This is a genomic window from Erythrobacter westpacificensis (genome assembly GCF_039542285.1).
Taxonomy (GTDB): Bacteria; Pseudomonadota; Alphaproteobacteria; order Sphingomonadales; family Sphingomonadaceae; genus Alteraurantiacibacter; species Alteraurantiacibacter westpacificensis.
The window spans coordinates 63,316-82,178 of sequence record NZ_BAABHV010000010.1; the positions used below are offsets into that span (position 1 = coordinate 63,316).

The following is an 18,863-nucleotide window of genomic DNA, read 5'->3' on the forward strand; positions in this document are numbered from 1 at the left end:
AGAGCCTGTCATTGCTCCTTCATCGAAGCGCGCCTATATCCCTGCCCATGTCCGCAGACGCCATTTCCAAGGTTCGCCCCTGGCGCATGATAGAGCGCCGTCAGTCCCGCCAGATCATGGTCGGCAACGTGCCGGTCGGCGGCGACGCGCCGATCACCGTGCAGACCATGACGAACACGCCGACCGAGGACGTGGGCGCGACGATCGACCAGATTCGCCGCTGCGAGGATGCAGGCGCGGATATCATCCGCGTATCCTGCCCCACGGCAGAAGCGACCGAGAACTTCGACCAGATCACGAAAGCGGCGAACATCCCGATCGTCGCCGACATCCACTTCCACTACAAGCGCGCGTTGGAAGCCGCCGACAAGGGCGCGGCCTGCCTGCGCATCAATCCCGGCAACATCGGCTCGTCTGAGCGGGTGGCCGAAGTGGTGCGCGCCGCGAAAGCCAACGGCTGCGCGATCCGCATCGGCGTGAACGCTGGCAGTCTTGAGAAAGACCTGCTGGAGAAATACGATGAGCCTTGCCCCGAGGCACTGATCGAGAGCGCGCTCGACCATATCAAGCTGCTGCAGGACCACGATTTCCACGAATACAAGGTGGCGGTGAAAGCCAGCGACGTGTTCCTGGCCGTCGCGGCCTACCATGGCCTTGCCGAAGCGGTGGATTGCCCGCTGCATCTCGGCATTACCGAGGCGGGCGGCCTGATCGGCGGGACGGTGAAATCAAGCATCGGCATCGGCAGCCTTTTGTGGGCGGGCATCGGCGACACCATTCGCGTCTCGCTCTCGGCTGAGCCGGAACAGGAAGTGCGCGTGGGCTTCGAGATGCTGAAGGCGCTGGGACTTCGCACGCGCGGCGTTCGCGTGGTCTCCTGCCCCTCTTGCTCGCGGCAGGGTTTCGACGTTATCCGCACGGTGGAGGCGCTGGAAGCGCGGCTGGAGCATATCAAGACGCCGATGAGCCTTTCCGTCCTTGGCTGCGTGGTGAACGGCCCCGGCGAAGCGCGCGAGACCGATATCGGCATCACCGGCGGCGGCGCTGGCAAGCACATGGTCTATCTCTCCGGCGTGACCGACCACCACGTGCAGAGCGAGGACATGCTCGACCACATCGTGAAGCTGGTGGAGGAAAAGGCCGCGCAGATCGAGGCAGGCACCGCCACGGCCTTCGATCCCCATGCAGAGGCCGCCGAATGATCGGCAAGGGAGCGCTGGCCGCGCTGGTTGCCGTAGCATCGCTGAGCGCCTGCGCCTCCACCGCGACGCACGACACTGCCGGTCCGGCGGCGATGAGCCATCCCGAAGGCGCGATTTTCGATCCCTCCGTCGATGCCCACGCCGCCGTCGATGCCGCGCTGGCGACGGCGCAATCTGAAGACACCCTCGTCCTCGTGGTGATGGGCGCAAACTGGTGCCACGACAGCCGCGCGCTGGCGAGCTACCTGATGGAACCCGAACTCGCTGCCCTGCTGGAAAGCCACTACGAGGTCGTCACCATCGACGTCGGCCTGCCGCACACGGGCGACGGCTTCAATCTCGACGTGGCAGAGCGGTTCGGCGTCACGCCCGAAGGCACGCCCAACGTGCTGGTGCTGGACCGCGAAGGGCAACTTCTCAATTCGCAGGAGGACGCGGTCAGCTGGCGCAATTCGGCCAGCCGCACTTCGGCAGAGGTGCTGGCCACGCTGCAAGACTGGGCCGACGCTGGCTGAGGCATTGCTCCACGTCGTCCACCACGCCGATTACATGGCCCCGCAGCCCGAGCGCGGCACTTTCAGGTTCGACAAGTACTACCTCGTGATGGAGGAATTGCGGGCCAGCAAGGCGCCCGTCACCGAACATGCGCCCGATCCCATGCCGCGCGAGTGGCTGGAGGCGGTGCATTGTCCCGACTACGTGGAGCAGGTGTTCACAAGCACCGTGCCGCGCGAGAAGGAGCGGCGCATCGGCTTTCCCGTCACGCCGCACATTGCCAGCCGCGTGCGCCATACCAACGGCGGCACCTGGCTCGCCGCGCAACTGGCGATGGAGCACGGCTACGCGGCCAACAGTGCCGCGGGCAGCCATCATGCGCTGCACGACACCGGCGCGGGTTACTGCGTGTTCAACGACCTGGCGGTGGCCAGCAACCGGTTGATTGCAGAGGGCGATGCGAGCCGGGTGCTAATCGTCGATCTCGACGTGCATCAGGGCGACGGCACGGCCAGCCTCACCACCTTGCGCGACGACGTGTTCACCCTCTCCATCCATGCCGAGAAGAACTTCCCGGCGCGCAAGGCCCGTTCGAACCGCGACGTGGGCCTGCCCGACGGGCTGAACGACGACGGCTACATGGACGTCCTCGAACGCGAACTGCCGCCGCTGATCGAGAGTTTCGCGCCCGATATCGTGCTCTACCAGGCGGGCGTCGATCCGCACGGGGAGGACAAGCTGGGCCGGCTGGCCCTGACGGACGCGGGGCTGGAGCGGCGCGATCGCTTTGTTGTGGCTGAGGCCCGCAGGCGCTGCCTGCCCGTCGCCAGCGCCCTTGGCGGGGGCTACGGGGCAGACCAGCGTGCCGTTGCCCGGCGCCATGCCGCCTCCATGCTGGCCATGGCGGACGAGAACCGCCTTTACCCCGTGGCAATACCTCGCCGCTAACCTGTCGCGCATATGGACATGCGCCTGCCATTCGCCTGTGTAATGATCGTTGGCCTCGCCATCGGTTTCTCCGTGCCCGCCATGCAGGTGGAACAGGAGCTGGCAAGCGAAGCTGCGGCTGCGCAGGAGAGCGAACTGACGCTCGGCGCGGCGCAACAGGTGACGAACACGGGCTGGGGCCACGAAGTCGCGCTGGAGCGCGAGCGCGACGGGCACTTCTACGCCGATGTCACCGTGGACGGCGTGCCTTCGCGGATGCTGGTGGATACCGGCGCCAGCGTGGTGGCACTGACGGGTGAGGACGCGCTCGCCATGGGCCTTTACTGGAACGAGAACGAGGTCGCGCCGGTGGCGCAGGGTGCCAGCGGCGCGGTCTACGGCGTCAACACCACCCTACCTCGGATGCGCCTCGGCGATTTTGAAGCGCAGGACGTACGCGCGATCATCATTCCCGAGGGGCTTGGCATATCGCTGCTCGGCCAGTCGTTCCTGGAAACCATCGGCAACGTGCGCATCGCCGACGATCGCATGGTGCTGGAGAACTAGCCCGGTGAACATGGGCAACCTCCTCCCCTACCGCTGGCGCACCAAGCTGGAAGCGAACCGCCATGCCGAGGCGATCAGCGGCGTGCTGGAAACGCCGCCCATCATGCCCAGGCAGGACGGCGTCGTGCTGTTCTCGATGATCGGCACGGCGGTGCTGCTGCCCTACCTCGTGGCGGTGAAATCGCTGTGGCATCACCTTGGCCGGGGCCGCGTGGCGATCCTGGATGATGGCACCCTGACAGCGCAGGACCGCGCGATCCTGGCGCACCACTGCGGCGATCCACAGATCATGCGCATCGGCGATGTGAAGCTGGGCGAATTTCCCGCAGGCGGCACGTGGGAGCGGCTGCTGACCATCCTCGACCACCGAGCGGGCGAATACTGGATCCAGCTCGACAGCGACACCGTCACCATCGGCCCGGTACCAGAAATTGCCGACGCCATCGCGCGCAACCGCAGTTTTCTGTTCCTGGGCGGGAAGGATGCCGAGGTTGGCCCGCTGCCGCTCAGGGACTTTCGCGAACGCTTTTACCCCGACGGCCCCATGGACGGCCACGTTCAGGGACGGATCGAAAGCCGACTCGACACCATCGATGCCGCACGAGGGTGGAAGTACACGCGCGGCTGTTCGGGCTTTGCCGGGTTTGCCGCGATGGGCAATTCCCGCCCGCTGGCCGCCGCCTTCCTCAACGAGATGAAGCGCATGATCGGCGAGGAGGACGTGACCATCTGGGGCACCGAACAGGTGACGAGCAACTTCCACCTGTCCAACGAACCCGAACCGGTAGTGCTGCCCTACGATCGCTACATGAATTACTGGAACGAGGCCTGGGGCAAGGACACCGGCTTCATCCACTTCGTCGGCACGCACCGGCACGACAACGGGGCATATATCGCCGCCAGTCATGAAGCGATCGAACAGCTGAAAGGCTGATATGGAAGGTTCATCATTGGTGCGCTATTATGGTGTCCATGAACCGCCGCGATCTTCTTGCCGGAGCTCTTGCCACCGGGGCCACACTGGCCGCGGCGCCCGCCAGCGTGTTCGCACAGGCCGCGCCCGATCCGCGCACGCGCCGCCTGCTGGAAGTGGCCCAGCGCGAGGTTGCCCGTGCCGGGGCGCAACTGTGGCGGCGTGACCTTGTCGGCATTGCCGATTTCGGCCTTCATTCCAGCCTGCCGCGCTTCCACTTCGTGAACCTGGATAACGGCACGGCGGACAGCGTGCTGGTGACGCACGGCAGCGGCTCCGACCCGGAGCATGATGGCTGGCTGAACGCTTACTCCAACCTTCACGACAGTTGGGCCACCAGTCGGGGCGCCTACATCACCTGGGAATGGTACGAAGGGCGCTTCGGCACCTCCGTTCGGCTGGGCGGCCTGGACGAGACGAATTCAAACGCCTTTCCCCGTGCGATCGTGATGCATGCCGCCGATTATGCCACGCCCGAGCACGTGGCGCGCTGGGGCCGTCTTGGCCGGTCCAACGGCTGCTTCGCTTTCGGCCCGGACGTGTTTCCGCGGGCCCTGACCCGCATGATGGGCGGACGGTTGCTGTTTGCCGATTCGCTCGGTATCGGACCGGACGGCGGAAGCGTGGCGCAGCCGCAGCAGGCCACGCCCGATTTCAGGGCAATGGCGGCCGAGAACAGCGCCAGCTAGGCGGACGCACTATCAAGCACCCGGCCGCTCGATCGGGACGATCTCTTCCGAAGAAAAAGTCGCACGATTGCCCACACGCGGCGCATCCAGCGATGCCAGCACCGGCGCGTCACGGCTATACAGGTCCTCGAACTCGCGCAGGTTGCCGTCCACATCCAGGCCATAGGTGAAATAGGTGATGTAGACCGGCATGGTCCGTTCCACCGGCACGCGCGTGTAATCGCCGCTCTGCGAGATGCCAACGGCCTCGTCTCGCGATGCGCCGCCGCCAAGGATCGCCACGGTCATCGCCAGTTCCAGCGCCCGCTCCACCCGGATGCAGCCGTGGCTGCGCGCGCGGTTGTCGCTGTCGAAAAGGTTGCGGTTGGGCGTATCGTGCAGGAAGATCGCGTGCGGATTGGGCATGTCGAGCTTCATCTTGCCGAGCGAATTGGTCGGCCCCGGCTGCTGCACCACGCTGATGTAGCCGTTGGCCCCGCGCGTGGCGCGATAACCCTGCGATCGCGCCCAGGACGGGTTGCCCAGCACCCGGTTGCCCAGCCCCTCGCCCACCACGATGCTCTGCGGCACCGTCCAGGTCGGGTTGAACACGACGCCTTCCACCGTTTCGGCCAGTTGCGGCGTGGCCGTGCGGCCCGGTGCGCCGACGATGGTACGATAGGTGCGGATGATCTGCCCGTTCACCATCAGGCGCAGCTGGTATTCGGGGACGTTGGTAATCAGGTACTGCCCGCCGAGGTCGCGCGGCAGCCAGCGCCAGCGATCCATGTTGGCAATGATCAGCTTGCGAGTCTCGGTATCTTCCGCAGGTGTCTCGGCAAGCGCGGCGCGCAGGGCGGTGTAATCCTCGTGCGTCGGTGCGAGCGTTTCGACGATCCCGGCGATATCGCCGCTTTCCAGCGCGTCTTTCATCAGCCGCGCGGTAGGCAGCAGGTCGGCATCGGGATCGACCACGAACCACTGCCGCCGCGAATCCATCGGCGTACGGCCGTCGCGCAGGTCTTCCACCAGCCAGGTGAAAAGACCGCTGGCACGCATATCCAGCGCCGGGCTTCCCCCGCGCTCGATTTCCTCGCGCAGCAGGTCCACGCGATAGTCCGCCGGGTTCAGACCTTCGGCTGCGATTCCGTCGATGACGGCGGCCAGCGCCATCGCGTTCTCCACGCTCCAGTGCTGCACCAGAGCATCGCGCGGGTCTTCCTGCACCACCTCGCGGCTTTCGAACTGCGGGGTGGACGTTACCTCGGCACCATCATCGTCCTGCAACGGATCCTGCGCGAACAGCGTCTGACCCGCGACCGGCGCGGAAATCAGCATCGCAGCAAGGGCAATCCCGCCAAAGTGCGCACGGCGCATACGAATCAAATCTTTGTAAACCATGATAGCCCTGTAATTCTGCCCCTCGGCGGCCTTCCGATCAAGCAGGACCGCTTAGCGGCGGCTGAACGGGTAGCCGGCGAACCATACAAATGGTGACGCGGCCGGGCCCCACCAGTAGGAACAGCGCATGAGCATGTCGCAACGCCACCTGTTGCCGTTCCTGGCGGCCTTTATCGGCGTGGGCCTGATGTCGCTGATGGACGCGCAGATGAAGGGCGCCGCGCTAGCGACGGGCGTGTTCACGGCATCGCTTCTGCGATCATTGCTGGCGGCCGCATTCATCGCGCCTGTCTGGCTGGTGCAGAAAAGTGCCTGGCCCGGCGCCAAGGTGATGCGCCTGCACGCGGAGCGCGGCGTGATTTCGGCATTCATGGCGCTCACTTTCTTCTACGCCCTCACCAAGCTGCCGATTGCGGAGGCCATCGCGATCAGCTTCGTCGCGCCCTTGCTGGCGCTGTATTTTGCCCACTTGTTGCTGGGGGAGCAGATCAGCAAGGGGGCGATCGGCGCATCGGTGCTGGGCTTGGCGGGGACTCTGGTGATCGTGAGCGGCAGGCTGGGCCGCACTGAAATGGAGGACGACGTGCTGCTGGGCCTCGCCTCGCTGTTCGTCTCGGCCCTGCTGTACGCCTACAATTTCGTGGTAATCCGCAAGCAGTCGCAGGCCGCAGGGCCAATAGAGGTGACGACGTTCCATGCCGGGATCAGCGGGCTCGTCCAACTCCTCGCCGCTCCCTTTTTCTTCGTCATGCCCGGTTCGGGCGCAATGCTAACCATCGCCGGGGCCGCGGCGCTGACCGTTGGCGGATCGATGGCGATTGCCTGGGCCTACGCGCGGGCGGAGGCACAGGTGCTGGTGCCGGTGGAATATACGGGCTTCGGCTGGGCCGCCCTGTTCGGCTGGTTGTTCTTTCGCGAGGCGGTGACGCTGCCCACCATCGTCGGCGTGGCGCTGATCCTGCTGGCCTGCTGGATCGCGGCCCCCAGGGCAAAGCGCGCGGCAAGTACGGAAATCGCCAGCGTCTGACGCCTGAATCCGTCGTCCGGAATCAGTCTCCCGGCGCTTCTGCGGTGACGACCTCGTGCTCCGCCTCGTCTTCGAACCAGCCGGCACTTTGCCAGATCAGGCCCGCCGTCGCCCCGATGAACGCCGACAGCACCAATGCGACCAGCATCGCCAGGACGTTCAGCGAAGCCGAGCGTTTTCGTGGAGTTCCAATGGCCATAGGCCTTCAAATTCCCTCTCAGGCGCAGCGGAACAACCCGCCGCGATGCCGCGTTGCACTATCGCCCACTTGACCAAACGCGCGCAAACGCGCAGTTCGCCCCCGAACAGGCCCCTCCCTCGCAAGAACGGGGCCGATCCGCAACACTCTAGAGGACCAATCGCCCATGACCCAGGTCGGCTCCAACTCGCTCGGCACTCGCAAGACACTCGATGTAAACGGCAAGACCTATGCCTACTATTCGCTGGCCGCGGCGAGCGAGAAGGTCGGCGATGTCAGCCGCCTGCCGTTCAGCCTGAAAGTGCTGCTGGAGAACATGCTGCGGTTCGAGGACGAAGGCTTCACCGTCGGCGAAGAGCACGTGCGCGCGATTGCCGACTGGCAGAAGAACCCGACCACGGGCGACGAGATCCAGTATCGCCCCGCCCGCGTGCTGCTGCAGGATTTCACCGGCGTTCCCTGCGTGGTCGACTTGGCTGCCATGCGCGATGCCATCGGCAAGCTGGGCGGCGATACCGCCAAGATCAATCCGCAGGTTCCCGTCAACCTGGTGATCGACCACTCCGTGATGGTCGACGAATTCGGCACGCCCAAGGCGTTCGAGGCGAACAAGGCGCTCGAATACCAGCGCAATGCCGAGCGTTACGACTTCCTCAAGTGGGGGGCCAAGAGCCTCAAGAACTTCTACGCCGTGCCTCCCGGCACCGGCATCTGCCACCAGGTGAACCTGGAGCATATCGCCAAGGGCGTGTGGTCCAGCGAGGACCAGAACGGCGAACTCGTCGCCTACCCTGACACCTGCGTCGGCACCGACAGCCATACCACCATGATCAACGGCCTCGGCGTGCTGGGCTGGGGCGTGGGCGGCATCGAGGCCGAGGCAGCGATGCTCGGCCAGCCTATTTCCATGCTGATCCCCGAAGTCGTCGGCTTCCGTCTCGACGGCGAAATGGCCGAGGGCGTCACCGCAACCGACCTCGTGCTCACTTGCGTGCAGATGCTGCGCGAGCACGGCGTCGTGGGCCGCTTCGTCGAGTTCTACGGCCCCGGCGTTTCCAACCTGACGCTGGCCGACCGCGCGACCATCGCCAACATGGCCCCCGAATACGGCGCGACCTGCGGCATCTTCGGCATCGACGACAAGACGATGGAATACCTGCGCCTGACGGGCCGCAGCGAGGAAGACATCGCGCTGGTCGAAGCCTATGCCAAGGAACAGGGCATGTGGTTCGAGCCCGATGCCGAACCCGTCTTCTCCTCCACCCTGCAACTCGACATGAGCACCGTGGTGCCCAGCCTTGCCGGCCCCAAGCGCCCGCAGGACAAGATCGCCCTGCCGATGGTGGACGAGAACTTCAACGGCGATCTTAGGAGCGTCTACAAGAAGGATGCGCCGGTCCGCGTCGAAGTCGAAGGCGCAGGCCACGACGTTGGCGACGGCGACGTTGTAATCGCCGCCATCACCAGCTGCACCAATACCTCGAACCCCGACGTGATGATCGCCGCCGGTCTCGTCGCCAAGAAGGCGCGCGAGAAGGGTCTGAAGCCCAAGCCCTGGGTGAAGACCAGCCTCGCTCCCGGCTCGCAGGTGGTTACCGACTACCTCGAAAAGAGCGGCTTGCAGGACGATCTGGATGCCATCGGCTTCGACCTCGTCGGCTATGGTTGCACCACCTGCATCGGCAACTCCGGCCCGCTGGCCGCGCCGATCAGCAAGGCCGTGAACGAGAACGACCTTGTCGCTGCTTCCGTCCTCTCGGGCAACCGCAACTTCGAAGGCCGCATTTCGCCGGACGTTCGCGCCAACTTCCTCGCCAGCCCGCCGCTGGTGGTGGCCTACGCGCTGAAGGGCACCGTAACGGAAGACATTACCGAAACCCCGATCGGGCAGGACCAGGACGGCAACGACGTGATGCTGGCCGATATCTGGCCGACCAACGAGGAAGTGCGCCAGCACCGCGTTGCCAACATCGACCGGCAGATGTTCGAAACCCGCTATGCCGACGTCTACAAGGGTGACGAGGACTGGCAGGCGATCAACGTCGAGGCTTCGGACACCTACAACTGGAACCCGTCCTCCACCTACGTCGCCAACCCGCCCTACTTCGAAGGCATGGGCATGGAACCCGCACCGGTGGAAGACATCGTGGGTGCCAAGCCGCTGGCCGTGCTGGGCGATTCCGTCACCACCGACCACATCAGCCCCGCAGGCTCGATCAAGGAAGACAGCCCGGCTGGCGAATACCTGATCAGCCACCAGGTGGCGAAGAAGGACTTCAACTCCTACGGCTCGCGCCGCGGCAACCACGACGTGATGATGCGCGGCACCTTCGCCAATATCCGCATCCGCAACGAAATGGTCCCCGGCGTCGAAGGTGGCTACACCACCTACAAGGGCGAGCAGATGGCGATCTACGACGCGGCCATGAAGCACAAGGAAGATGGAACCCCGCTCGTCGTCGTGGCCGGCAAGGAATACGGCACCGGTTCCAGCCGCGACTGGGCGGCCAAGGGCACCATCCTGCTGGGCGTGCGCGCCGTGATCGTCGAAAGCTACGAGCGTATCCACCGCTCCAACCTCATCGGCATGGGCGTGCTGCCCCTGCAGTTCAAGGAAGGCGACACGCGCGAGACGCTGGGCCTGACGGGTGAGTGCAGCTTCACGATCAAGGGGCTGGACAACCTCAGCCCGCGCCAGGACGTGGAAGTGGAAGTCACCCGCGAGGACGGCACCACCTTCACCTTCACCGCGCTGTGCCGCATCGATACCGCCAACGAGATGGAGTACTATCGCAACGGCGGCATCCTGCACTACGTGCTGCGCAAGCTGGCCGCCGCCTGATGCGAAGCGCCGCGCTGGCCTTGGCATTGGCAACCGGGGCGGGCCTAGCGGCCTGCGCCCCGGTTCCGGCCACTACGAGCGCGGCAGCCACCCCGGTCGCAGCGGTCGAGACCCTATCCGCTGCCGAACTCGCGGCTCTGGTGGAATCCGGCGAAGTCGTGCTGATCGACGTTCGCACCCCGGCGGAATTCGCCGAAAGCCGCCTGCCCGGCGCCCTGAACGCCCCTCTCGGCACTTTCGACCCGGCCACCATACCGATCGAAGCCGAACGCGAGACGATCCTCTACTGCGGCTCCAGCCGCCGTTCCGGCATCGCGGCCACGGCCCTCTCCGAATATCTTGGCACCCCGGTTCGCCACCTCGAAGGCGGCATCGCTGCCTGGAACGAGGCCGGGCTGGAAACAATTGCCGACGCACCAGCCGAATAACGGCGACGAGCAGAGGCATCCGTGCGTCGATCTCCGGCTGACAGGGTGCATCCAGACCTGCCCTTCGATATGCTGGCTCCATGCGAAATCCGCTGGCTCCCTCCCCGCTGACCTCTGACGATCCGATGGCCGATCCGGCCAGACTTGCCGCTTTCGGTGAGCGAGTCCGCACGGCGCTGGATGCTAATCCGCAAGCCCAACGGCTCGGTGGCGAGAAGGTGGACATCTACCTGCTGCCCGATTTCCTTACTCGAAAGGATTGCAAGCGCCTTTCGCGGACGGTGGATTCGCGCATCGGCCCTTCCGACCTCTTCAAGGGCACGCAGGTCGACGGCTTTCGCACCAGTTCCACCCACTACTTCGACCGCGAGGACGAGGCGACGCGCGAGCTGGAGCAGCGGTTGGACGATACGCTCGGCATCGATCATCGCCACGTCGAAGTGCCGCAGGGCCAGCGTTACCGGACCGGACAGCAATTTCGCCATCATTTCGACTATTTCACGACCGATCAGGTCTACTGGCAGCAGGAGCGCCAGCGCGGCGGCCAGCGAACCTGGACGGCAATGGTGTTTCTCAACGAGCCTGCCGCGGGTGGCGAGACCGATTTCCCCGAACTCGGCCTGTCTATAAAACCGCAGCGCGGGGCCATGCTGACCTGGAACAACATGGACCGCGACGGTCGCCCGAACCCGGCCACCCTGCATGCCGGAACGCCGGTTATCGAGGGGGACAAGTACATCGTCACCCAGTGGTATCGGCAAGGGGCCTGGTCGCTGGAACTGCGCTAGGCGGCGCGTGAATGTCCGGCACGGGCATTAAGACTATCTTGCGCTGTTTTCGCTATGGCGGCGATCATGTCGCACCAGCCTGCAGAAATATCGCGCCCCACGAGCGATCGAGCGGCCCGTGCGACGATCGGGCATGATGTCTGCAGGAGACTAGATCGCATCCACGGGTTCGCTCGCGTGGAAACAGACCTGGCGGACATGTACGTCGCCGAGAAGTTCCTGACCGGCCCGGATTGCAAACGCATTATCCAGGCGATCAATCGGTATGCCGTGCCCTCGACGCTCTACACGGGCAAGGATCCGAGCTTTCGCACAAGCCACACCCATCACTTCGAGCGCGACGATCCACTGACCCGCGATCTCGAACACTACATCTGTGAAGTGACCGGCCTCGACATTCTGCATGCCGAACGGATGCAGGGTCAGCGCTATCACAAGGGCCAGCAATACAAGCACCACCACGACTTCTTCTACACCGGAGAGCGATACTGGCAGGGCGAAGCCAGGCGCGGCGGCCAGCGAACCTGGACGGCTATGCTCGCCCTGAACGAGCCGAAAGAAGGCGGGGAGACGGATTTTCCGCACCTTGGTTTCCGCTTCCGGCCCAGGACCGGGCGGTTGCTGGTGTGGAACAACATGGATCGCGGCGGCCAGCCCAACATGAAGACGCTGCACGCGGCCCTGCCCGTCCAGCGCGGCATCAAGCACGTCGTGACGGTATGGTTCCGCGAGGGGCCCTGGCGACTTCTCGACGGCTGACAAAAAATGGGCGGCACTGCGGCCGCCCATTCCCCCCAGTGATGTCTGCCGGCCTCAGCCGGGCATGCCATCCTTGTCCTGAAGCGGCTTCCTGCGCTTGCGCCGCATGGCGATTGCGCCCGCCGCGCCACCAAACAGCAGCAACATGCCAGGTGCCGGGACCTGCGTGCCGGAACTCGAAGGCGGCGGTGGTGGTGGCGGTGGCGGTGGTGGAGGCGGCGGAGGCCCTCCACTGCTGGTGCTCGAACTTGTGCTGGTGCTGGTGCTCGTACTGGTGCTCGTGGCCCCCGAAGTCGAACTCGAAGATGTGCTGCCTGTCGAGGTGCTGCCCGACCCACCTGAAGACGAGCTCGAACTCGAACTGGAGCTCGAGCTGGAGGATGAGGTCGACGTCGTACTGCTGACGTTGCCCGACGTCGAAGTCGTGCTGGAGACATTGCCTGAAGTGGACGTCGTGGTCGACACGTTGCCCGACGTGGACGTGCTGACGTTGCCGGATGTCGAGCTCGAGACATTGCCCGAGGTCGTGCTGCTCACGTTCCCCGACGTCGTGGTCGTCGTGGTGGTTGTCGTGCTGCCGGTGGACCCTGTTGACGACGATGGGGGCGAAGGCGGCGGGAAGTCTCCGCTGCTGGAAGGCGGCGAAGGCGGCGGGAAATCGCCCGAGGTGCCGCCCGTCGTGGTCGTCGTGGTGCTCAGATCGACAGTGGCACTGCCGCCGCCGCCCGAACCACCGAAGAAGCCGCCGAAGAAACCGCCTCCGAAGCCGCCGCCAAGTCCGCCGCTGCCGCCGATGATGATCGGCTGGCCGCCACCGCTGCCGCCAACTGGCGCGCTGGGAGGCGGCGACAGGGGAAGCGGCTGGGCGAGCGCATAATTCGGCTCTTCCTCGCAGCATTGCGTCTTGATCACGCGGCGCAGGCGTAGCTGCTCGCGCGGAGGGGGCGGAACGCTCGGGCGTGCGGTCGGCTCACCCTTCACATAGGCGAGCTCGACTTCGGCTTCCTCTGCATCCTTGTCGGACTTGTAGGCAACCTGAGCAGACTGCGGTTCGGCAACGTGCACCGCGCCTCCGCCAACGACAGCCCCGCCTGCGGCGGCAGCGGTCAGCTTTGCAATGGCCATACGTACCGACATGCACAAACTCTCTCAGGTTCTCGGAACGATGGCTCGAGGTGCCCGGTCGACACGCCCGGCCTTTTCCGGTTCGTGCCAAAGAGACGCGCGAGGCCACTGCCGGCAATGGGGTTAACCGTGATTCTTGCAGCGGAAAGACCGAAAAATCGCGCGTTTCCCGGGCTTCGCGGCGCTTTGTCCCGTTATGGAACCGAATGGCAGGGCCGCATGGTTAGCGCGGACTTACGACCGCCCCTCAGCCATCGCCCTCGAACAGGCCGCCCTGCGCGCTGCGCCCCGATTCGGGCGCGGACATCCCCAGGTGCGCCCAGCCCCCGTCGTTCAGGCAGCGCCCGCGCGCGGTGCGGGCGATCAGGCCGAGCTGGATGAGATAGGGCTCGATCACTTCCTCCACCGTGTCGCGCGGTTCGGAAAGGCCCGCCGCCAGCGTTTCCACGCCTACCGGCCCACCCTTGTAAGTGGTGGCGATCATGGTGAGGTAGCGCCGGTCCATCGCATCGAGGCCGAGGTTGTCGATCTCCAGCCGGGTCAGCGCCTCGTCCGCGATGGGCGCGGTGACGGTGCTGGCGCCCTTCACCTGCGCAAAGTCGCGCACCCGGCGCATCAGGCGACCGGCGACGCGCGGCGTCCCGCGCGAACGACGCGCAATCTCGCGCGCGCCTGTCGGGTCTATCGCCATGCCGAGCAGGCCCGCCCCACGCGTGACGACGCGCATCAGTTCCTCCTCGGTGTAGAACACCAGCCGCACGGGAATGCCGAAGCGGTCGCGCAAGGGGGTGGTGAGCAGCCCCTGCCGCGTGGTCGCGCCCACAAGGGTGAAGGGCGGCAGATCAATCCGCACGCTGCGCGCCGATGGCCCCTCCCCGATGATGATGTCGAGCGCGCGGTCCTCCATCGCCGGATAGAGCACTTCCTCCACCACCGGATTGAGACGGTGGATCTCGTCGATGAAAAGCACGTCGTTGGGTTCGAGATTGGTGAGCAGCGCGGCCAAGTCGCCTGCCTTGGCGATCACCGGGCCGCTGGTGGCACGAAAGCCCACGCCCAGTTCCTTGGCCACGATCTGCGCCAGCGTGGTCTTGCCCAGCCCCGGCGGGCCGAAGAACAGCACGTGGTCCATCGCCTCGGCCCGGCCCTTCGCCGCCTCGATGAAGACGCGCAGGTTATCGCGCGCGGCTTCCTGCCCGACGAATTCGGTCAGCGACTTGGGGCGCAGCGCAGCATCCGGATCGTCCGGCTGGCGGTCGGGGGAATGGATGGGTTGGTCTTCCATCACCGCGCCGCCTTCTTCAGCGCCACGCGGATGAGGTCACCCTCGGCAGCACCCTCGCCAAGTTCCTCCTGCGCCCGCGCCACCGCCTGCGCAGCGACGGCAGGCTTGAAACCGAGGTTCTGCAGCGCGCTCACCGCGTCGGCGCTCGCGCCGCCTGCGGGCATTACCGCAGCCCCAGCCACGCCGCCAGCCGAGGCAGCGCCCGGCATCGCGCCTGCCTTCTCCTTGAGTTCATTCACGATGCGCCCTGCCAGCTTCGGCCCCACGCCGTTGGCGCGCGCCACGCTGGCGGCATCGCCCGCGGCGCAGGCATCGCGCAGTTCGGCAGTCGACAAAGCCGAGAGGATGGCGAGGCCCACCTTGGAGCCGACGCCCTGCACGCCTGTCAGCAGGCGGAACCAGTCGCGTTCGCTGCTTTCGGCAAAGCCCAGCAGGCGCATGTCGTTCTCGCTCACCTGCAAGTCCGTGTGAACGGTGCAGGCATCGCCCACCGCGCCCAGCGCGCTCAAGGTGCGGGCCGAGCAGTGGACGAGGTAGCCCACGCCCTGCACATCGACGATGGCCCAATCCTCGCCGGTTTCGTCCAGCCGTCCAGTCAGCTTTGCAATCATGGTTTGTTCCTGCCCGCACGACGCTTCGAAAGCCAGTGCAAAGCGCGATTTGTCCGCAGGCACAGGGCGAACCTGGAACACATGGAACAGTGTCCAGAGGCAAAAACCCGCCCTTGTGTCACTCTGGCCCGCGAAAGTGTCGCCTTCGCCCCCGAAAGCGTAAGCGAAAGCCGGAAAGTGTCATCATGCAAGGGGCCGAATGTCATCATGCCCGCATATTGCAGGCCGCGCTGGCAGTAGGAAAGTTTCGCCCCACTCGACACGCGCGCACAAATCGACCAAAGGCAGCGCCATGAGCTGGAACACTTTCGGACGCGTCTTTCGCTTTACCACCTGGGGGGAAAGCCACGGCCCCGCGCTGGGCGTGGTGGTGGACGGGTGCCCGCCGGGCATCGCCCTCTCGGAAGCAGACATCCAGCCGTTCATGGACGCGCGCAAGCCCGGCCAGTCGAAATACACCACCCAGCGCCGCGAGGCGGACGAGGTGCGTATCCTCTCCGGCGTGTTCGAGGGCAAGACCACCGGCACCCCGATCAGCCTGATGATCGAGAACACCGATCAGCGCAGCAAGGACTATTCCGATGTCGCCAAGGCCTATCGCCCCGGCCACGCGGACTACACCTACGATGCGAAATACGGCTTCCGCGACTATCGCGGCGGCGGGCGCTCCAGCGCGCGCGAAACGGCGGCGCGGGTGGCGGCAGGAGCTATCGCCCGCAAGGTCATCCCCGAAGTCGGGATCACCGCCTGGGTGGAGCAGATCGGCGACGTGGCGCTGGACTATGCGCGCTTCGACAAGGGGGCGATCCGCTCAAACCCGTTCTTCTGCCCCGATCCCGAAACGGTATCGCGTTGGGAAGACCTGGTCGACAGCGCGCGCAAGTCCGGCTCGTCACTCGGCGCGCTGGTGACGGCAAGCGCAGAGGGCGTGCCCGCCGGATGGGGCGCGCCGGTCTATGCCAAGCTCGACAGCGAGCTGGCCGCCGCAATGATGACGATCAACGCCACCAAGGGCGTCGAAATCGGCGACGGCTTCGCCGCCGTCACCAACACAGGCGAAAGCAATGCGGACCCCATGCGCCCCGGCGCGGACGGCAAGGTGGAGTTTCAGGCGAACCACGCGGGCGGCATCGCGGGCGGTATCTCCACCGGCCAGCCCGTCACCTGCCGCGTGGCGTTCAAGCCGACCAGTTCGATCCTGACCCCGGTAGATACGATCACCAGCGAAGGTGAGGCGACGCAAATCCAGACCAAGGGGCGCCACGACCCCTGCGTCGGCATCCGCGGCGTGCCCGTGGTCGAGGCAATGATGGCACTGGTGCTGGCAGACCAGAAGCTGCTGCACCGCGCCCAGTGCGGCTAGCGCGTCTGTCGCGGCTGACCTGCCTCAGGGCCGCGCCTCGAAACCGAACACCGCGTCCTGCGTGATGATCGTCAGCGTGCCGACACCCGGCGTAACGCGGTAGCCCGTCGCTCCCCGAAGGGCGGAGGCGAGCCGTTCTCCGTAGGACGGTTCGGGACATAGCGCGCGGGTTGATGCCACCGGGCCAATCGAGAGGTCGCCACTGCCCGCAGAACCGGGATAGGCGCGCCAGTCGGCATTGCCGCGATTGCAGTCGAGCTGGATGTAGAGCGAACCGTCGGCCTCGAAATTGAGGACATGGCGCTCGCTGAACTGCGGGCGCAGGCGCACGTCCTCGTTATCGTCCATGATCGATACCAGCACCCATTCGCTGGAGACGAGCGCACGCTCGTCGGGCGAGAGATCGGGGGTCGTGGCACAGGCGGCAAGCGAGCCGGCACCGATGGCCAGACAGAACGGTTTACGCAATTGCATGATTTTCCAACTCCTCGTCTTCCGCCGTTTGCGAACAGGAGGGAACGACACTCCGGCATGCGCGCCATGCAACAAGTACTTAAGCGCTGCTTCATTGCACCTAGTCTTTAGGCTAGGGGTATTGACCCCTTCGATATTGTTGGTGATCATCGCGACTCGGTGAAGGGGTGGCCCACTTCTCGTCACCCTGCTTCGCGGGACGGGAGGTTATCATGACTTTTTCACGAATTGCAGCATTGAGCCTGGCGAGTGTTTCGACCGCCGCACTGCCCATCGTGGCGGCAGCGGAAGAGGCGCGGCAGCTTGTCGACATCAACGGCATGTATGCCTCCGAGGCGGAAAGCGCGCTGCGCGGTCGCGGCTTCTCGCACGAATCCAGTCATGACAGCCATTCCAACGGCTACACCTACAGTTACTGGTGGGACCGCGAAGACGACAACTGCGTCGTGGTGGAAGAATATGCCGGCCGGGTGATGACGATCAACGATGCCGACGACGGCGACTGCGGCCACAGCGGCAGCGGCGTGGGAACGGCGCTGGCCATCGGGGCGGGTGCCGCGATCCTGGGGGCACTCCTCTCCAGCAAGTCGCACCACCGCGATAACGACGAGGACGACAGGGGCGAGAACCGCGAGCAGTTCGATGCCGGCTACCGCGACGGCCTCTACAACTATCCCTACCATAACAACAGCCGCAACGATTCCTACGCGCGCGGGTATTCGGCGGGCGTGGACGAACGGCAGGGGAACCGCCGTCACCATGCGAATCGTGGCGGCTATCATCCGGCTGTCAGCTTCGGCGATCTTCAGGGCGCCCGTGCCGCCGGTGCGATGAGCGAGATCGAACGGCGCGGTTTCGAGCAGGTGGACAATTTCACTTCCGGCAACACGCGCTACTCGATCCAGTGGAACGACGACACGCGCCAATGCCTGCAGATGACCATTGCGGACGGGCACATCTACGACATCCGCGACATCCAGACCCATCCGGAGTGCCGATAGGGAGCTTGTCATGCGTAGACTGATACTGGCGGGAGCACTGTGCGCACTCCCCCTCGCGGCCTGCGGCGGCGAAGCTGCCGAGGGCGACACGATGGCCGAGGGCGAGGCGGACGAATTCCTCTGGCCCGAAAGCGTGGCGGCCTTCGGTGAAGGCTATCCCGAAGCCGGCGATCCGTGCCGACGCCTGGGCGAAAGCGCGGCGACTTCGAACTGGCTCGATGCCAGCGCCATGCTGGTGGGCTGCCCGACGGCCCAGCAGGCGGAGCAGCTGGGCGGACAGATCGTCGATACGGTCGACGGCGTGACCATGGTCTCTATCCCCATGGGAGACGAGAACGCCGGTATGCCCGAGATGCAGTCGCCCGTGGCAAGCGAGGATGCCCTCGTCGCGGGTACGAATTACAACGCCACCACGATCCTTTCCTGCGGCTTCGACGGCGGCCCGCCGACCCAGAGCTGCAACGCGGGGATAGTCCGCAACTGGGGAGAGGACGGCACGCACCTGATCGAGGTCGAGAAGCCGGACGGGCGCAAGCGGGCCATATTCCTCAATGGAACCGAGCCATATGGCGCCGACAGTGCGCAGGCCGATGGTTCCGCCGGCTGGGATTTCGAGACTTCGCGTGACGGTGACAGGGTAACGATCAGCTACGGCCCTGAAACCTACGTCATCGTCGATGCGATGGTCACGGGCGGCTGAAGAATGTCGGGGCGGGTGCCGCGCGCGG

21 protein-coding genes are annotated in these 18,863 nt (G+C 65.4%); 15 read left to right on the top strand and 6 right to left on the bottom strand.

Features of this window, described 5'->3' with window-relative positions; translation table 11 throughout:
- Positions 1-62: 62 nt before the first annotated feature.
- The 6 genes from ispG to ABFX23_RS08300 are packed head-to-tail and all read left to right on the top strand — an operon-like array spanning position 63 to position 4,853.
- The gene (gene ispG / locus ABFX23_RS08275; RefSeq protein ID WP_346033032.1) at positions 63-1,202 is read left to right on the top strand and encodes a flavodoxin-dependent (E)-4-hydroxy-3-methylbut-2-enyl-diphosphate synthase; all 1,140 of its coding nucleotides are present in this window, start codon (positions 63-65) and stop codon (positions 1,200-1,202) included.
- On the top strand, positions 1,199-1,717 hold the full coding sequence (locus ABFX23_RS08280) for a thioredoxin family protein (RefSeq protein ID WP_346032626.1): 519 nt from the start codon (positions 1,199-1,201) through the stop codon (positions 1,715-1,717). The genes ispG and ABFX23_RS08280 overlap by 4 nt, the downstream gene beginning before the upstream one ends.
- A 34-nt stretch (positions 1,718-1,751) precedes the next feature.
- Entirely contained in the window at positions 1,752-2,645 is an 894-nt protein-coding gene (locus tag ABFX23_RS08285) for a histone deacetylase family protein (RefSeq protein WP_346033033.1), read from the top strand.
- Positions 2,646-2,687: 42 nt separating this feature from the next.
- A complete protein-coding gene (locus tag ABFX23_RS08290) occupies positions 2,688-3,191 on the top strand; it encodes a retropepsin-like aspartic protease family protein (protein ID WP_346032627.1) in 504 nt (167 codons plus the stop codon).
- 4 nt (positions 3,192-3,195) lie between these two features.
- The gene (locus ABFX23_RS08295) at positions 3,196-4,125 is read left to right on the top strand and encodes a hypothetical protein (RefSeq protein WP_346032628.1); all 930 of its coding nucleotides are present in this window, start codon (positions 3,196-3,198) and stop codon (positions 4,123-4,125) included.
- Positions 4,126-4,163: 38 nt separating this feature from the next.
- Entirely contained in the window at positions 4,164-4,853 is a 690-nt protein-coding gene (locus ABFX23_RS08300) for a murein L,D-transpeptidase catalytic domain-containing protein (RefSeq protein WP_346032629.1), read from the top strand.
- A 12-nt stretch (positions 4,854-4,865) separates the two neighbouring features.
- Here ABFX23_RS08300 and ABFX23_RS08305 read toward each other — a convergent pair whose 3' ends face one another.
- The gene (locus ABFX23_RS08305) at positions 4,866-6,209 is read right to left on the bottom strand and encodes a L,D-transpeptidase family protein (RefSeq protein ID WP_346032630.1); all 1,344 of its coding nucleotides are present in this window, start codon (positions 6,207-6,209) and stop codon (positions 4,866-4,868) included.
- Between the two features lie 151 nt (positions 6,210-6,360).
- Between ABFX23_RS08305 and ABFX23_RS08310 the strand changes: the two genes are divergently transcribed.
- A complete protein-coding gene (locus ABFX23_RS08310; protein ID WP_346032631.1) occupies positions 6,361-7,260 on the top strand; it encodes a DMT family transporter in 900 nt (299 codons plus the stop codon).
- A 22-nt stretch (positions 7,261-7,282) separates the two neighbouring features.
- Here ABFX23_RS08310 and ABFX23_RS08315 read toward each other — a convergent pair whose 3' ends face one another.
- Complete coding sequence (locus tag ABFX23_RS08315) at positions 7,283-7,459, bottom strand: hypothetical protein (protein ID WP_346032632.1); 177 nt, start codon at positions 7,457-7,459, stop codon at positions 7,283-7,285.
- A gap of 166 nt (positions 7,460-7,625) precedes the next feature.
- Between ABFX23_RS08315 and acnA the strand changes: the two genes are divergently transcribed.
- The 4 genes from acnA to ABFX23_RS08335 all read left to right on the top strand — a co-directional run bounded on the left by acnA (position 7,626) and on the right by ABFX23_RS08335 (position 12,276).
- Positions 7,626-10,301 carry an aconitate hydratase AcnA gene (gene acnA / locus ABFX23_RS08320; RefSeq protein ID WP_346032633.1) on the top strand — a complete coding sequence of 892 codons (2,676 nt, stop codon included), beginning with the start codon at positions 7,626-7,628 and terminating at the stop codon, positions 10,299-10,301.
- Positions 10,301-10,729: a rhodanese-like domain-containing protein gene (locus ABFX23_RS08325; RefSeq protein WP_346032634.1), complete on the top strand. Its 429-nt coding sequence runs from the start codon at positions 10,301-10,303 to the stop codon at positions 10,727-10,729. The genes acnA and ABFX23_RS08325 overlap by 1 nt, the downstream gene beginning before the upstream one ends.
- A gap of 80 nt (positions 10,730-10,809) precedes the next feature.
- Complete coding sequence (locus tag ABFX23_RS08330) at positions 10,810-11,517, top strand: prolyl hydroxylase family protein (protein WP_346032635.1); 708 nt, start codon at positions 10,810-10,812, stop codon at positions 11,515-11,517.
- A 177-nt stretch (positions 11,518-11,694) separates the two neighbouring features.
- Entirely contained in the window at positions 11,695-12,276 is a 582-nt protein-coding gene (locus tag ABFX23_RS08335; RefSeq protein ID WP_346032636.1) for a prolyl hydroxylase family protein, read from the top strand.
- Positions 12,277-12,330: 54 nt separating this feature from the next.
- Here the strand turns inward: ABFX23_RS08335 and ABFX23_RS08340 are convergent, their stop codons facing one another.
- A complete protein-coding gene (locus ABFX23_RS08340) occupies positions 12,331-12,423 on the bottom strand; it encodes a hypothetical protein (protein WP_346032637.1) in 93 nt (30 codons plus the stop codon).
- Here ABFX23_RS08340 and ABFX23_RS08345 point away from each other — a divergent pair.
- A complete protein-coding gene (locus ABFX23_RS08345) occupies positions 12,422-13,153 on the top strand; it encodes a hypothetical protein (protein ID WP_346032638.1) in 732 nt (243 codons plus the stop codon). The genes ABFX23_RS08340 and ABFX23_RS08345 overlap by 2 nt on opposite strands.
- Before the next feature lie 495 nt (positions 13,154-13,648).
- Here the strand turns inward: ABFX23_RS08345 and ruvB are convergent, their stop codons facing one another.
- Both ruvB and ruvA read right to left on the bottom strand, forming a co-directional pair.
- Complete coding sequence (gene ruvB, locus ABFX23_RS08350; protein ID WP_346032639.1) at positions 13,649-14,686, bottom strand: Holliday junction branch migration DNA helicase RuvB; 1,038 nt, start codon at positions 14,684-14,686, stop codon at positions 13,649-13,651.
- Positions 14,686-15,297 carry a Holliday junction branch migration protein RuvA gene (gene ruvA, locus ABFX23_RS08355; protein ID WP_346032640.1) on the bottom strand — a complete coding sequence of 204 codons (612 nt, stop codon included), beginning with the start codon at positions 15,295-15,297 and terminating at the stop codon, positions 14,686-14,688. Before ruvA ends, ruvB begins: the two co-directional genes overlap by 1 nt.
- A 292-nt stretch (positions 15,298-15,589) precedes the next feature.
- Here ruvA and aroC point away from each other — a divergent pair, with 292 nt between their 5' ends.
- Complete coding sequence (gene aroC / locus ABFX23_RS08360; protein ID WP_346032641.1) at positions 15,590-16,660, top strand: chorismate synthase; 1,071 nt, start codon at positions 15,590-15,592, stop codon at positions 16,658-16,660.
- 24 nt (positions 16,661-16,684) lie between these two features.
- On the opposite strand, the gene ABFX23_RS08365 is transcribed toward aroC, so the two are convergent.
- Complete coding sequence (locus tag ABFX23_RS08365) at positions 16,685-17,134, bottom strand: META domain-containing protein (protein WP_346032642.1); 450 nt, start codon at positions 17,132-17,134, stop codon at positions 16,685-16,687.
- Positions 17,135-17,346: 212 nt separating this feature from the next.
- On the opposite strand from ABFX23_RS08365, the gene ABFX23_RS08370 reads away from it, so the two are divergent.
- Both ABFX23_RS08370 and ABFX23_RS08375 read left to right on the top strand, forming a co-directional pair.
- A complete protein-coding gene (locus tag ABFX23_RS08370; RefSeq protein WP_346032643.1) occupies positions 17,347-18,135 on the top strand; it encodes a hypothetical protein in 789 nt (262 codons plus the stop codon).
- A 10-nt stretch (positions 18,136-18,145) separates the two neighbouring features.
- Positions 18,146-18,835, top strand: a complete 690-nt coding sequence (locus ABFX23_RS08375; protein WP_346032644.1) for a hypothetical protein — start codon at positions 18,146-18,148, stop codon at positions 18,833-18,835.
- The last annotated feature ends 28 nt before the right edge of the window (positions 18,836-18,863 follow it).

Bases quoted from the DNA above. Each gene is read 5' to 3' on its own strand.
- ABFX23_RS08345 (WP_346032638.1), top strand. From the start codon at position 12,422: ATGCCAGGTGCCGGGACCTGCGTGCCGGAACTCGAAGGCGGCGGTGGT.
- ABFX23_RS08310 (WP_346032631.1), top strand. From the start codon at position 6,361: ATGAGCATGTCGCAACGCCACCTGTTGCCGTTCCTGGCGGCCTTTATC.
- ABFX23_RS08290 (WP_346032627.1), top strand. From the start codon at position 2,688: ATGATCGTTGGCCTCGCCATCGGTTTCTCCGTGCCCGCCATGCAGGTG.
- ruvB (WP_346032639.1), bottom strand. From the start codon at position 14,686: ATGGAAGACCAACCCATCCATTCCCCCGACCGCCAGCCGGACGATCCG.
- ruvA (WP_346032640.1), bottom strand. From the start codon at position 15,297: ATGATTGCAAAGCTGACTGGACGGCTGGACGAAACCGGCGAGGATTGG.
- ABFX23_RS08365 (WP_346032642.1), bottom strand. From the start codon at position 17,134: ATGCAATTGCGTAAACCGTTCTGTCTGGCCATCGGTGCCGGCTCGCTT.
- ABFX23_RS08340 (WP_346032637.1), bottom strand. From the start codon at position 12,423: ATGTTGCTGCTGTTTGGTGGCGCGGCGGGCGCAATCGCCATGCGGCGC.
- ABFX23_RS08285 (WP_346033033.1), top strand. From the start codon at position 1,752: ATGGCCCCGCAGCCCGAGCGCGGCACTTTCAGGTTCGACAAGTACTAC.
- ABFX23_RS08280 (WP_346032626.1), top strand. From the start codon at position 1,199: ATGATCGGCAAGGGAGCGCTGGCCGCGCTGGTTGCCGTAGCATCGCTG.
- aroC (WP_346032641.1), top strand. From the start codon at position 15,590: ATGAGCTGGAACACTTTCGGACGCGTCTTTCGCTTTACCACCTGGGGG.
- ABFX23_RS08305 (WP_346032630.1), bottom strand. From the start codon at position 6,209: ATGCGCCGTGCGCACTTTGGCGGGATTGCCCTTGCTGCGATGCTGATT.
- ABFX23_RS08375 (WP_346032644.1), top strand. From the start codon at position 18,146: ATGCGTAGACTGATACTGGCGGGAGCACTGTGCGCACTCCCCCTCGCG.
- ABFX23_RS08370 (WP_346032643.1), top strand. From the start codon at position 17,347: ATGACTTTTTCACGAATTGCAGCATTGAGCCTGGCGAGTGTTTCGACC.
- acnA (WP_346032633.1), top strand. From the start codon at position 7,626: ATGACCCAGGTCGGCTCCAACTCGCTCGGCACTCGCAAGACACTCGAT.
- ABFX23_RS08315 (WP_346032632.1), bottom strand. From the start codon at position 7,459: ATGGCCATTGGAACTCCACGAAAACGCTCGGCTTCGCTGAACGTCCTG.
- ABFX23_RS08300 (WP_346032629.1), top strand. From the start codon at position 4,164: ATGAACCGCCGCGATCTTCTTGCCGGAGCTCTTGCCACCGGGGCCACA.
- ABFX23_RS08325 (WP_346032634.1), top strand. From the start codon at position 10,301: ATGCGAAGCGCCGCGCTGGCCTTGGCATTGGCAACCGGGGCGGGCCTA.
- ABFX23_RS08330 (WP_346032635.1), top strand. From the start codon at position 10,810: ATGCGAAATCCGCTGGCTCCCTCCCCGCTGACCTCTGACGATCCGATG.